General features: G+C 48.3%; 14 protein-coding genes. 11 read left to right on the forward strand and 3 right to left on the reverse strand.

Translation table 11 applies throughout. The annotated features are described in order from the left end of the window. Positions 1-167: 167 nt before the first annotated feature. Positions 168-737 carry a mobilome CxxCx(11)CxxC protein gene (locus tag ACYVHX_RS21795; protein WP_460673810.1) on the reverse strand — a complete coding sequence of 190 codons (570 nt, stop codon included), beginning with the start codon at positions 735-737 and terminating at the stop codon, positions 168-170. Positions 738-1,018: 281 nt separating this feature from the next. Then, positions 1,019-2,713, reverse strand: a complete 1,695-nt coding sequence (locus ACYVHX_RS21800) for a DNA methyltransferase (protein ID WP_460673811.1) — start codon at positions 2,711-2,713, stop codon at positions 1,019-1,021. A 679-nt stretch (positions 2,714-3,392) separates the two neighbouring features. On the opposite strand from ACYVHX_RS21800, the gene ACYVHX_RS21805 reads away from it, so the two are divergent. The 11 genes from ACYVHX_RS21805 (at position 3,393) to ACYVHX_RS21855 (ending at position 13,002) form a co-directional block, all read left to right on the forward strand. Beyond that, positions 3,393-4,706, forward strand: a complete 1,314-nt coding sequence (locus tag ACYVHX_RS21805; RefSeq protein ID WP_460673812.1) for a hypothetical protein — start codon at positions 3,393-3,395, stop codon at positions 4,704-4,706. A 69-nt stretch (positions 4,707-4,775) separates the two neighbouring features. Next, positions 4,776-6,251, forward strand: coding sequence for a hypothetical protein (locus tag ACYVHX_RS21810; RefSeq protein WP_460673813.1), 1,476 nt, complete (start codon positions 4,776-4,778; stop codon positions 6,249-6,251). Positions 6,252-6,348: 97 nt separating this feature from the next. Beyond that, entirely contained in the window at positions 6,349-7,728 is a 1,380-nt protein-coding gene (locus ACYVHX_RS21815; RefSeq protein WP_460673814.1) for a phage integrase SAM-like domain-containing protein, read from the forward strand. An 18-nt stretch (positions 7,729-7,746) separates the two neighbouring features. Next, positions 7,747-7,902, forward strand: a complete 156-nt coding sequence (locus ACYVHX_RS21820; RefSeq protein WP_460673815.1) for a hypothetical protein — start codon at positions 7,747-7,749, stop codon at positions 7,900-7,902. A gap of 27 nt (positions 7,903-7,929) precedes the next feature. After that, positions 7,930-8,142, forward strand: a complete 213-nt coding sequence (locus tag ACYVHX_RS21825; RefSeq protein WP_460673816.1) for a hypothetical protein — start codon at positions 7,930-7,932, stop codon at positions 8,140-8,142. A 47-nt stretch (positions 8,143-8,189) separates the two neighbouring features. After that, the gene (locus tag ACYVHX_RS21830) at positions 8,190-8,426 is read left to right on the forward strand and encodes a hypothetical protein (protein WP_460673817.1); all 237 of its coding nucleotides are present in this window, start codon (positions 8,190-8,192) and stop codon (positions 8,424-8,426) included. 18 nt (positions 8,427-8,444) lie between these two features. After that, a complete protein-coding gene (locus ACYVHX_RS21835) occupies positions 8,445-9,467 on the forward strand; it encodes a hypothetical protein (protein ID WP_460673818.1) in 1,023 nt (340 codons plus the stop codon). Positions 9,468-9,843: 376 nt separating this feature from the next. Then, on the forward strand, positions 9,844-10,380 hold the full coding sequence (locus ACYVHX_RS21840; protein ID WP_460673819.1) for an RNA polymerase sigma factor: 537 nt from the start codon (positions 9,844-9,846) through the stop codon (positions 10,378-10,380). 208 nt (positions 10,381-10,588) lie between these two features. Beyond that, positions 10,589-11,155, forward strand: a complete 567-nt coding sequence (locus ACYVHX_RS21845) for a hypothetical protein (RefSeq protein WP_460673820.1) — start codon at positions 10,589-10,591, stop codon at positions 11,153-11,155. Between the two features lie 754 nt (positions 11,156-11,909). After that, entirely contained in the window at positions 11,910-12,164 is a 255-nt protein-coding gene (locus ACYVHX_RS21850) for a hypothetical protein (RefSeq protein ID WP_460673821.1), read from the forward strand. Between the two features lie 187 nt (positions 12,165-12,351). Then, positions 12,352-13,002 (forward strand): DUF4142 domain-containing protein, encoded by a 651-nt coding sequence (locus ACYVHX_RS21855; RefSeq protein WP_460673822.1) that lies wholly within the window; start codon positions 12,352-12,354, stop codon positions 13,000-13,002. Positions 13,003-13,170: 168 nt separating this feature from the next. Here the strand turns inward: ACYVHX_RS21855 and ACYVHX_RS21860 are convergent, their stop codons facing one another. After that, positions 13,171-13,872 (reverse strand): recombinase family protein, encoded by a 702-nt coding sequence (locus ACYVHX_RS21860; RefSeq protein ID WP_460673823.1) that lies wholly within the window; start codon positions 13,870-13,872, stop codon positions 13,171-13,173. Positions 13,873-13,903: the final 31 nt, after the last annotated feature.

Below are 13,903 nucleotides of genomic sequence, written 5' to 3' on the forward strand. Positions count from 1 at the left end.
TACTGAATTGTCTCTTCTCATTTTCACCCATTTTGTCCACTTTCATTTGACGACATACACATATAAGCCTGTAGTTCTGCTACAACATTTTGTTGTTCGGACTCGGGAAGCTTTGTTAATTCACGTAAAAACTTCCTTACAGTATCATTCATCATATAAATTGAAAGTTAAAAGTTTCCGCAGGTAGAGCAATTCGTTGACGCCATTGATAATGGTATTTGTTGGCAGGTAGGGCAAGATTGCTGAAACGTCCAAAGGCCGTATCGCTTAGCTATTCGATGGTCCTTGTCGCTTAATTTGAAGTCGTAAGTTGCAATTGCCCTCTCCCTTTCCTTTAATACCCTGTAGACCGCTTGGGTTTCATTAGAAGATTTGGGCGGATAGTCAGCTAAGGATTTATAGTCACTACTCAGCAAGGCATTTTGTGTGGCCATATTAGATAGTTCGGCCACAGTTTCTTCTAAATTAATCGACACCAGAACAGTTGAATAAACTAATTGAACCAACGCTAATGGTGCGGCAATGGCAATCGCTATCCCCATAACCTCTGGAAACTGATAATAACTTGTAACCATTCCGCCTAAAAAGACCGGAACTACAATACCCATGATTTTTGAGCCATTAAGCCACTTCTGCAATCCTTTTGCCTTTTTTTCATACACATAACTACCACCAATGGCTTCGCCTGCCCTGATGAAGCTTTCCGCTTGAATACGATTAATGTTTGATGGTTGCATATTGTACCATTGAAGTACAAATATAATTCCTCTTTCGCTCCAACCTATGCATTCACTTCGCCTTATAACAAGACGGCGGGAGAAATACGGGAAATTCCCCGGGGTGGTGATGAGGGATCTGCTTGTTATTCTTCCCTTGTCCTTGCAATTGTCAATGAGGATGTTAGTTTTGCGGAAGTAGCGATTTTAGATTGGAGTAAATCAAAAAAGCTAGGTGTAGGGTCTGGCTTTTTTGATGTTCTGCTGGTGTGCTTGACTAAAATTTATTCCGCCTTATTATTTCAAACTTGCTCCTCAAGTTGCTCTACCTTGCCGTTAACCTTTATTTTTATAACCTCAAGGTTGTCCAATCCATCATTGTCCACTACTCTGACTGCAATTTTATGCACTCCAGGTTTGAATTTGTGAGATATGCGTCCTTCCTTATCTAGATATATTTCGGGTATAAATTTGCGATCATCGTAGTTGAAATCCCATGAATAAAACTCTATTCCTCCTTTTGAGTCTCCTGTAGCGTTAAATTCAATCCCATTGTATCCTTTAGCGTCCTTGCCTAAGTCAGACACATTAATACGCAAAGTTGGCTTTTTGGCTATCGGAACGAAATCTTCGACCCTAACTAATTTAATAATCACATCCTGGTTGTTTTTTAGCCGAGCAACTTCCTCAATAGCTCCTTTTCCAAAGGAGAAAGCGATGATATAACCTACCGGTTTTTGTTCGGAAATGTTCTTATCAAAAAGGAGTTTATCGTAACGCTGCACAGCAGCTAAAAAATTGTCTATTACATTGCGGCCAATGTTATCAGAGCGCTTGGCCTGAATCGGAGTATTGTCACCCATACGCCCATCTATTCCAAGATCACCGCGTTGACGATTGTTGGGAAGTCCTCCAAACGCAGCAATTATAAAAGACTCAAACTGAAATGCGTCTTTGTAACGTAATGTATCATAATCGTATTTGTGCAACTGAACCATAAAAGGTTTACTGAACAAATCCATCTGGTTGTATAATCTCAATTCGGCAATTTTAATAGCCTGAACAGATTGGTCGATTCCAATCCACTGGCGGGTTAATTTTTCAGCAACAGCCGCAGTCGTTCCGCCCCCAACGAAAGGATCCAGCACAATATCGCCCTCATTAGAAGCTAATCTGATAATGCGATTCAAGAGAGCCATAGGTTTCTGGGTAGGATAGCCGATTCTCTCTTTTGATTGTGATTGAACGGGTCTTATATCATCCCAGATATTCTGAAGCGGGACCCCTGGCATTTCGTCAAGATAGCGTTTATAAGCAGGTACAGCCCCTGGTTTTGTTTGAATGACGCGTCCCTCGGCAATCAATTGATTCATTTTTTCCCGGGAGTATCTCCAGTATCGGGTTACGCCCATTACTTCGTAGCGTGGATTACCCTTAGAAGCCCCTCCGGGTCCGGTCAAATTATCCAATCGGTACCGCCTACCATTTTCATCCGTGTGTCGGTAAAAGTCGTTGATATATTCCTGGTTGTAAGGGGTATAGATTGGATTAAACGTGTAGTTGTCCGATTTGGAGTAATACCATATGGTATCGGTAACAAATCCTAATGCCATACGCCCCTGTTTAATGTCATTATGAGCTGAACTTCGTTTCCAAATAATTTCAGCTCGGAAGTTGGCAGAACCAAAAACCTTGTCCAGAATGTGCACCCTAATATTAGCAGCAGCGTGCCAGTCACAGTGAAGAAAAATAGAGCCGGTAGGCTTTAAGACTCGATGCATCTCAATAACTCGCTCTTTCAGCCAGGCAATATAATGATCGATGCCTCCCGAGAACCGGTCCTCAAAACTTCTCACCTCGCCTTTGTCTCCCCAGATTACTTCATAAATTTTGTTGCTAAAAAATGGGGGGTCGAGGTAGATTAGATCAACGGAGTTGCTCTCCATCTCTCGTAGGACTTCAAGATTGTCCCCAAGTAACAGTTGATTTATGAACATGGGAAAAGGCTTAGGATTTATCGGACGGCAAGTATAAGTAAATTTCCTTAACAACAAAAAAGTCTAACTTTTTGGGTTAGACTTACTTAGAGGTGAGAAAGGTAAACTTTACAGATGCAACTCTCCGTTACTGCCGCCATTGGGGCTTTTTTATTATCTCAATTGCAATATTTAGCAATCTGAATTATATTTACTTGCATACAAAGCAACATAGATATGGCTACCGAGAATAAGGCTCGTACATTCCGATGGGAGGACGCAACAAATACTAAAATTAAGGAGATTGGTAGACTCCTGGGGCTAAATGATACCGATGTTCTGAAGCGAGCGGTAGATTATTTACACAGTAACCTGAAAGAAGTCGCTGAAGAGGATTTCAAGACAAGGTTAAGCGGCCTCAAATAAAAAAAAGCGTTGTGCGATTAGCCAAATTGGCAGATTTTCTTCCAATAGAATAATATTTATCCAAACAGGTGCAATATAAATATTGCTTTATATTTCTTTCTTTATTATATTCGCTTATTCAATTCAGAAATCGAAGCCCAAAAGCCGTATAGTACCGAGGAGGTTGCCCGGTAAAGTAAGTGAGATTTAAGTAAAAACAGTAAACCCCAGCGCTAGTATCTTGGCAGAAGCAGCGTCGGGGTCCCAGTCAAACCATTTTAAACTTTCATTCAAAATGAATCAACGCGAGCAAAGTTCGGGTAAGGGGACCATTTTTCCAAATCAACCCGAGAGTATTGAGTCAACGGTCAATTCAGAGGGCAAACCCTCGCTTACCACCTTCGTTACCCTAGCCAATGCGCAGGTTGAAGCCGCCCTGAATCACTTCATTAAGTATTGGCAAGGCTCAGACATTCCGGAAAAGGAGCTTCACGGACTAACCGAGCAAATCAAAAACATCATTGCGCTCAACTTTATCGGCGAGACCCCGGTGCTGCCTGATTCGACTTTCCCGATTTACGTGCAGGTGCCGGAGTATATTGCCGACCACATCAATGATCCCTTCCAGCCAGAGTTCTTTGTCGAAGCCATCAAGATGATGCGTGACGCAACCATGAACGACCCGCAGTTTGTAATCCCCGAGGGTGTGGATTACGAGGAACTCGCTTATGCTCTGCAAGACGTTATCGCTGCGGCTCACCAGACTGTCACCGGTCGCGCAACAGGAAAAGCCCTGCACCCCGCAGCCGTACCGTCGGGCAACCCGATGCCCTTTGTTCCCCGCTTTATTATTGACCGTTTGGGCGATGCCGAAAAAGCCGAATCTTTGGTCGAGCTGGTGAACAAAGTCTTTAGCGACGCCGAGTGGCACGATCTCAACGAAAACAATGCCGAGGATCAGGAGGCTATCCACGGCTTGCGCCGGGCAATCGTTCAATGGGTCAATATGGCCCACACAGCACAACAAACCGGCAACTCGCACCCCCTGCCCGAGAAAGAAGAGGATGAGCAGACCGACGAAAACAAAGTGGTGCTCGACCGCACCAAAACGGATTATTATTTCGCTGCCAGTCAGGTGGTCAGCAAAACGGTTGCAATCGAATCCAACAGTATCTTGTTCGACATCATCACCGAACCGGATGACCTGGGCCTTTTGATCGGCAATCTAGCGGCATGGTATTCTTGTTGGGTTGAGCACATTGACGAATCTGCAGGTGACCTTCGGACGGCTCACTACCATTTTGCAAGCTTGATGGCATTCCTGGGTATGATGCCGGTCGCTATTGCCGATGTGGTCGCTGATAAAGCAAAAGACGCCCACGAGATGGCCGTTATGCAAACTAGGCTGGATGCAACCAATGAGCTGATTGCGGAAATCAAGGGCCATAATGCAACTCTGAGAGACAGCGCCGAGACGGCCCGTAAAAGTATGCAACTGGCCGAGGAGATGCGTGGCCAACGCGACGCATTAGCCGAGGAAGTCAAACGCCTGCGGGATCAGCACGAGCCGGCCACCGAGACCAGCCCGGCAGAACCGGTCACTGAATAATCACCTCTTCACGGCCCCAGCTATCCGGCCGGGGCTTTTTTCTCACCACTTCCAAACGACTTTCAGACAATGAATACCCCCAGCTACATTATTGAGCGCAACAATCAGGTCATGGTCAGTTTACGGCCCCTTTACGAGCAGGCCGGATTTGCACCCAAGCACTTCCCTGAGTGGATCAGCACGCGCCTGGGCCGCACGAAACTTAGCCCCGGTAAGGACTTTGAAACCTTCAAACAGGGCCATCATATTCAGTACCTGATGCCGGTGCCGGTTGCCCTGTCGATTTTGGACACCTTGCCCAATGAGCGCACCCAATCGGCTAAGCGGCTCATTACTGATTCCATCAAAGGACTCACCGGCAATGAGCCCGAAAACAGCCCCGCACAGCCACTAACGGAATCAGAGCAGGCCATTACTCCAACGCATACCGAGAACACGCCTAAAGCCGCAAATCTGGCCGCTAATCTGCCCATTCCCCTCTACCAGATCGAAGGCCGGGCAGCCGTCAGCGGACTGGACCTATTCAAGCAGTGGAACGATGCCGAGGACCGGCGCCTGGGCGCCTGGATGAGCTACCGCATTGATAAGATGGGGCTAATTCTGGGCAAAGATTATGTTGAATTTGTTCTGCCGCCCTCACCCGCGCACCGCCGGGGCTTTACGGGCTACCTGCTCAGCCTGAATGCGGCTATTTCGATTGCTGATGCCGAGAAGAAAGGTCAGGGCAAGGTACTGGCGGCTTTGCTGATCGACTACCGCAAGGAGCTATCCAAACTTCGGCTATCGACCAAAGGTTTGCTGTCGGATTTCATTGGCGCAGAGCCCATAAATAAGCCCGTTTCAGACCTGCAAGGCATCGAACCGGCCAACGATGCCGCCGAAGAGCAGAAAGTTGCTCAGGCATCGCTTTTTGACCAAAATACTCAGGCTGGCGGGAGCGAAACAACCCAGGAGGTGACGGACAAGATTGTCCCTGACCCCGAAGAGCCGGAGTCGGCAGAGCAAAACGGAGATTCCCGTTTTGGTGGGGACAATTCTCCCAATTCGCAGTCAGAGCAGGAAAGGCCCAGCGAACGGGTTGCCGAGGACGCCCTGGAAGACTACGGGCAGAAGCTGTTTGATTTGATGGTTTCGTTTGCTCAAAGTTTGCTGCAACAGGCTCAGGCCCTATCTGATCAGTACAAGACGCAGCAGGAGACAAAAAACACCGTTTCGGCGCTGGTGGGCATCGAGCAGGAAGCGGGCCGCCGGAAAATGGGTCTGCACCGGGGCAGCGCCGAAATCCCTGTTCTGACCCTGAGGGACAAAATCCGCCATGCCGTCAGCAAGCGGGCGTCAGTCACTAAAGAAGACCACGATAAAATCTATAAGCACATCTACAAACGGCTTCAGTACGACTACGGCATCAGCGTGGGTGACTTCCCCCGCCAGAAAGATGAAACGCACCTGGGGGCCTGTGAACGTTGGGGGCTATTGGATACGGTCTGGCAGATTGTCGATAGCCGGGAGTTCAACGCCTACGACACCCACCGCCAGGCCGCTTAAAATACCGAATGAAAGTTACGGTTAAGTCGAGTGTAAAGGCCCGGTAATTTGGCCGGGCTCTTTCTCCCATCTTTAACCCTCCAACAATCATAAGACAATGGCAATATTTCAAGAGCACCGATTTTCAATTATGTTCTGGCTGCGCAAATCCAGCGCAAAAATGCCCCTGCCAGCCGGGCACCCTGAAGGGGATTACTTTTGCAGCCTCTGCGTCCGCATTACACTCAATGGGGAACGACTGGATCTCGGAACAACGGGAGTGTATTGCTGGGAAAGCCAGTGGTGTGCCGGAAACCGCAGTAAGCCAGGGCAAATTATTGGCACGGCCCCTTTCCCGGCTACGAATGCCGAGGAGGCCAACCTGAAAATCAGCAGTATTTACAGCAAGATTAGGATGACCTATTTACGGTTGAGTGAAGATCCTGAACTGAGGCTCATTCAGCTTCAACATGCTCTGCTTATTGCCGACGGCAAGCCTTCAGCGGTGCAGAAAGCAGCCCGCGTTGTTGGCGTTATCGAGGAGTACCTGGCTCACCAGGTTAAGCGTTTTGAAGCGGGAGAGATCACTAAAACAACAAAGGTTAATCGCTTCAACTACGCCAGACTCTTCAAGTTGTATCTGGCCTATGCCAAAAAATCAACCATTCAGGTCAGGGATGTAACCCATGGGTTGATGGATGACTTCAAGCATTACCTCGCTACCGTCCGGCACCACAAACACACCCATTCAGGTAAAGTGATGGAATTTGTCAAACAGGCTTTTACGTTCTGCCACCAGCGCAAACTTATTTTAGACAACCCAATGGTAGGGTATGTGATCAAGAAGGCGCAATCGGAGATGGACACGACTCATTTGGAAGAGGAGCAGTTAACCGTTCTGATTCGCTTTGATCCCTACAAATTAGCTGATCAGGGATTAATAACCGAACAGGGAGCCGCAAGCCTGGATCGGGAGCGGGATGCGTTTGTTTTTACGTGCCTGACCGGTCAGCATGATGGTGATTTTAAAGGTAAAGCCTATGAGGTGGTACAATCTAAGTCTGGCAACTGGCTCAAAGGTAGGAGAGGTAAAACAGGCAGCATTTATGAAGTGCCGTTAGATCCGTTCGCCTTGAAAATTATTCGCAAATATGGCGGGATTCAAAACTTGCCCTTTGTTAGTAACAAGACCCGAAACCAGACATTGAAGCTGCTGGCTATGTACGCTCAGATTCCTGTTCATCTGACGACGAAAATTGGCCGTAAGACATTTGCTGACCGGGCGCTAAATATAATGGGCATGAGCGTCGATGAAGTTGCGCAAATGCTTGGTCATCGTGATTCATCCTACGTCAAGCATTACGCCCGCATCCGCAATGTCCGGTTGATGGAGAAGTTTATACCTCTGCAAACCGCAGAACCGGAAGGTATCCGTCGATTGCCAACTTCATTTAACCACTCAGGGACGGTAGACACTTCACAGACCCAGACCGCTTAAGAAACACTTTCAAATTCCATGAACTTCAAGCGCATTCTGTACCGGTTCGCCCGCTGGGTGGACCGGTACGATAAACACGTCCTGACTTTTTACTACATCGTCTTTTTGGTCCTGCTGGCGGCCGGTTTCGCCTTCTCGGTCGAGCCCATCACGGCTCTGATCTGGAAGAGGTAGCAACGTATAGCAATACCCGTAATCACCATGAGCAATGCTGTTCCTTACCGGCAGATGGCCCAGAAAGCCATTCGCCGGGTGATCGACAACAACTCCACGACCCGCCTGACCCAGTTGCGCCGAAAGATCCGAAGTGCCTACCCGTTTGGCTATCCAGACCGCCAGATTATGCAGGTCTGGAATGATGAGGTAGCCCGCCTGCTGGCCACCCGGAAACGACCTAAAAGATGTTCGCAATAACTTAGTTTAATGATTGATTATCAACGCATTAATTCGTATATTGAATCATGGCAAAAGTAATTCAGCCAATCGAAAAAGTGCCCTTTCCCCGGCAGATCAACACCCACATCAATCCGGATGCTCCCATACCGAGCATCGAAGGGAAGCAGAAATACCAGGTCTTCGGCGAGGGCATCCTGCGCCCGGTGTGGATCTACTTCTTTCCGCACCAGCTGACCGCCAAACAAAAGAAGTACCGAGAGCGCGGGCAGTGGCTGTTCGGGCCGCTGCCGCTGGATGAATAACAACGATTAAACAAACCAATGAGTACGGAGAACATTTCCCGCGATTGGGTCAAAATGATTGACCTGGCCACCCCCGAGCATTCGTCTTATTGCTCTACGAGATTTACAAGTCTGGGACTCAGCGCCCGCCAGTTGATGGAGGAGCTTTCAAACGGGCCTATCATCAGGGACGGGTGTATTTATGAGCCGATCCTTGAAGGGCAATTACCTGCGTTTGTGGAGAGACCCACCGACCGGTTTATTATGCAGGAGTTTTTGCAAGTCACCGGCATGACCGGGACGGGTCGGCGCTTTGAGGAGACGGTGTTTAAAGAGCCTTACGAGTACCTGGGATTTGAGCGGGTGATGGCTTTCAGTCCCGATCATTACGTTTACCGGCGCAACGGCTATTCGTATGCCTCCCTGGGGCGCACATTTCTTACGGCGGGCATCAAGGTAAACCCGGCATTCCTCGGGCTGCTGATGGATATTGACAACGACCCTGAGCGCGACATGATCTGGTTCATTACCTCCACCCAGCGGGGCATCAACCGCTCGTTTGATATTTTGTACGATGTCAGCTACCGGGATTACCTGCTGGAGTTGGGACGTCAGTATCAGCAGGCGTTTATCAACAAAGAAGACCAGCGGGAGTTCATTGAGTCACTAATTCCGCCGGTGTTTCTCGAACCCAATCAGCCCCCCTCCACTGATCCTTACGACGTGCTGTACGAGTTCTATTTCGGCGATGTCCGGTTTGATGCGGCTATATCCAGCGGGGCGGATGATAATCAAAAGACCATTGCCATTTTCGCCGATGAAATAGACTACGCCTTTCGCAAGTGGCTGGTGAGTCCCAAAACAAACTTGCACCGGGTTTACTACAAAGGACAGACACTGGTTGAATGTGCTGGGGAGCAGGCCCCGCAGTTACTGGCGGAGATTTTCGGCAGCCTGAAAAAGCAGCTTCTGGAGGGTGAGTATTATGAGCATCTGGTCCGTTTCGAGAAAGGGTTGGCGAAAGTGAAGCATCGAATGAAAATTGATTTTGAATTGCCTTGAATGGGGATTGGGCCATCCGGAGCCATTGTTTACGGGAGTTGCAAAATTGATGGGAGCTTCTTCGAACATTTACCCAATACCCCCGGTTTACAGGCGGTGCGAGCGAACGAGGGGAATGCAGAGAGATTTCGAATAGCCAGGCTGTAAAGTCTGGCTATTTTTCTTGATTCATAGGGCATTTCATGTTGAATCACAGAAGCTAACGGGTTGAATCTCTAGTAGTTCGTCAAGCTTAGAAATAGGCACTAAAAAAAGGTGCCGGACCTGTTGCTCACTTTTACTGGCTGGCAATCGCTTTTGGCACAAATTTCGTACGTATAGTTCTTATATCGGAAAACAACGGTTATTGCTTACCCTTCAATAACGTGTATTTGTTTTGAGCAAGCCCTTCACCCCGCAGCAGGAAGCTTTCTTTTTGGAAGCACTGGTTAGCCACAGTCGAAAAGCATACAATGAACTCTATGATCGCTATGCCCGGGCACTGTTGGGGATTATCTACCGCATTGTCTTGGACGAAGCGGTGGCGGAAGACCTTTTACAGGAGACCTTTATCAAAGTCTGGCGACATGTGCATCACCATGATCCGGCCAAAGGGCGTTTGTTTACCTGGCTGGCGCAGGTAGCCCGCAACACGGCGCTGGATTACCTGAAATGTTCTAAAAATAGGCGCACCATTGAATTAGAGCCTCCAATGGGTGGGGTTGTTTGTCCCAATATTAGCTTGATTGGTCTTGAGGAAACGGCCTGGAAAGCCGTTTCGCCTCAATACCGGCCGGTGGTGGAACTGGTTTATTTTCAGGGCTACACCCATCAGGAAACCGCCGAGCAACTGGTCCTGCCGCTGGGCACCGTCAAGACGCGGGCTCGGCTGGCGCTGGTCGAGATCAAACGTGCTTTTGCGGGGGAATTATAATTCGGCGATGAAGGCTGTGGTGTGGGTAGATCAAACAGTCTCTGGAAAAGGTATTTCTCAGCTTTCCAGGTGCCATGCGTGCTCGCGGTTTGATCGTGCCCGGCGGCAGTGCTTAATCACAGGTAGTGGCGGTTCAGCAGCCAATTGCCGATCCTTAAAATCTATCTGCCTTCTTTTTACGTAAATGAGTGCAACTAAATCAACCGATATGAAAACCTTAGCCCATCTCTTTGAACGCTTTGATCGACTGGATACCCGCATGAATCAATGGCTGGTGCTGCACAGTATTGCACTTTTACGCATTGGGATGGGGATTGTCTTTCTGGGCTTTGGCTTTTTGAAATTCTTTCCCGGAATAAGCCCCATCGAAGTGTTGGCCACCAAAACCACCACTGTTCTGACTCTGGGTGAGCTTCGGGGCCACAGTGCGATGAACTTTGTGGCGGCCCTGGAATGTATTATTGGAATTTGTTTTATTTCGGGCCGGTTTCTACGGATCGGTGTTTGGCTGATGGGCGCCCAAATGATTGGCGCCATGTCGCCTTTGGTGATCTATTCCGGCGAGTTGTTCCCGGGTCCTCTTCATGCCCCGACCCTGGCAGCCCAGTATATTATCAAAGATATTATTTTGGTAGCCGCCGGCCTGGTCATTGCTTCAACCTGGACTGGAGCCCGAATTGTAGCCGAATCCAAAAGTTTTCGTAGCAGTCTCTTCACGCGGGTAGCAAGCGTGGGTATCAGGCCGTTGGTTCTTAAACCTTCTTCATTAAATTAGACGCAATAAATTCCTGGATATTAGCTCGGTACAGAAGGCCAGTGAATAGAGGTAAAGTACGGTATCTGGTAATAATTAAACAGTTGAAATTAGTTTATACGTACTGGTTTGAAACGGTCCGTCTACCCGCTTAGGATGTAATTAGTCATTAGCAACCAGCTCCAAGATTCCGCGTTAGGCTGTATGCGGTCTGGCTATTTTTATACCGTATTATCACTATTAATACCTCACAAAACTATAAAGTCAGAATGCTCGTACATATGATAAGAATTAATTAAGTATTAGCACGAAATAGCCAGGTGGTATCCACTTGGCTATTCTTTTGGGCAATGAAAAGCCCAGCCCCGAAGGGCCAGGCTTCATCATAGGACGAGATTATGGTAGCGAGGCACTCTCCGCCCATAAATACGTACGAACGCCAGTATGATTTAGATTTGGCTTTTAGTATAACGATTTGTCAGCAGCGCCCGCCCGCTAAAGCAGCCACCTACAAGAGCTTTCCTAAAAACATTTCCCCGGCACACCCGGTTTACAGGCGGTACAAAAGCATTTAGTGGATTTGATTAGAAGTATTCGGAAATCGCCAGGCAATTTGTTGTCTGGCGATTTTTATGGGCCATATGCTCACTTTACCCGCTAACCATAAAGACAGGGCGTTTATTAGGCATTACATATTGAGTTAGTTTTCAATAGCCGGGCGGTATTCACCCGGCTATTCTTTTCGCGGACAAAATAGCTGGTAACGTATTCGCTGATGGTGCTTCACTTCGTAGTTCGGTCTCCCAAAGGCGTAGATCGTCAGATATCCGTTTATGCACAGGAATTGAGCGCCCAGCTTGAGGTGATTAGCGACTTTATTGCCGCCAACCATCAATTGGTTTTGGCCTATTTAGTCGATAAGGGTGAAAAGCGCATTGACCTACCGCTGGAAGGAGTTAATGGTCAATCCATGCAAGATGCGCTGAAAAGCCTTCAGACGCAGTGTCAACATATTCTGGATAGGCAATGAGCTGACCTCAGGAGAACTTTTGTCGGTTTTGTTGGGTAGTCAGTTTATGGTACGAATAAAAACAATTCATTTAAAACTACAGGCTTCAATAATGTTTACAAGCATTTTGCCCGTTTGGTAGGGCCGAATACTAACTTCTGGTATGGGTAAAAAACAAACCATACCAACAAGGGTTAATTAAGATGATTTGAAACGTGTATCGCAAGAAAAGTATAGTTCAATTTTTACAAATTTCATCAACATTTCTATGCGTTTCACCCAAAAAACACCCCGCAGAGCGTTCGTCAAAAATTCGGTATCCGACACGCTTGCCCTCAGTACAGCAGTGCCATTACTGGCTTCTTTATTAACTGCTTTCACCGCCGAAGCAGCCTTACCGTTGAGCGACGCACCTGTTGCAGCCACTGAAAAGGAATTCCGTCAGGGCGTCATCGGGCCCGCCGAGCTTTCGCTGGCAACTAGCCAGATAGCCGTGAGCAAAGCCACCCAAAAAAATGCGAAGGAGTTCGCTGGTTTTGAATTGGAAGAGGCTAAATCAGTAACGGCTGTCCTGAAAGATTTGGGCACTCCCGTACCAACGATGGATGCAAAAGCACAGGCGACGCTCAACAAAATCAAGACGGCGGCCAAAGGAAACGCATTTGATAAGGCTTATATCCAGGCACAGCTTGAAAACCACGAGTTTCTGCGCGATCTAGCCCAGAATTATCTAAAAAACTCGATGGGGAAAACAAGCCCGGCGGAAAGCCAGACGCGGCATCTGGCCACGCTGGCACTGGCCGTATTCAAAGAACACGTTGCGATAACCAAGCGTATTTTGGGGGAATTAGGAGGTTAACGAAAACCGGGTTGTCTTAAGCATTTACAGTAGGCCATCTGGAGACAGCATGGCCTAAATCTTTTTAATACGATTGACGCATAAGCTCGATCCTAGAACCATTTCTGCTCAGCAATTGAGGAATAGACGACTTTTGTAGGTTTTGTAGGGTAGTCACCCTACGTATTCTCAATTATTTTTTGCCATTTCAGTCCGCTTGTGGAGCCGCTGCACCTGCATTGCATAAAACTCTTTTCCGGTTGATGTTACAAAGCCGTCTTTGTTTAACTGCTCGGCGATCTGATCATAGGTCTTGCCCTGGCTCCGTAATTGGGCTACCATTGCCGATGCCCGGCGGTTGTTCTTATTCTCGGCCGCCCGCTGGCGCGTTGCTGCTGCTCCCTTCTTCTGGGCTTCGTGAGTCATATTCTCCGGCTTTCCTAGCGTGGCGCCCTGGGCAATCTTTGCCGCCAGTGCTGCTTTGGTCCGGCCGCTGATCAGTTCGCGCTCGTGCTGGGCCAATGTCGCAAAGATGCCGATGGTAAGTGTATTGGCATCGGGCATATCAACGCACTGGAATTGCACACCCGAATCCCGGAGCGCAAAGATAAATGAAGCGTTGCGGCTGAGCCGGTCGAGCTTCGCAATGATCAGGGTAGCGCCGTGCTGTTTGCTGGCGTCGATGGCCGCAGCCAGTTGCACCCGCTGGTTCTTCTTTCCCGACTCTACCTCCACGAACTCGGCCACTATCGGGGCGTTGCCTACGAAGCCTTGAACGGCGGCTTTCTGGGCATCCAGACCTAAACCCGATTGACCCTGCTTTGCGGTTGATACCCGGTAGTAAGCTACATATCTCTGTGGTCCTACCTGCTGGAGTGCTTTCTTTGCCATGGTGGGAAAGGTGGAAAATTACACCTGAAAG

The sequence above is a fragment of the Larkinella ripae genome, from assembly GCF_054780775.1.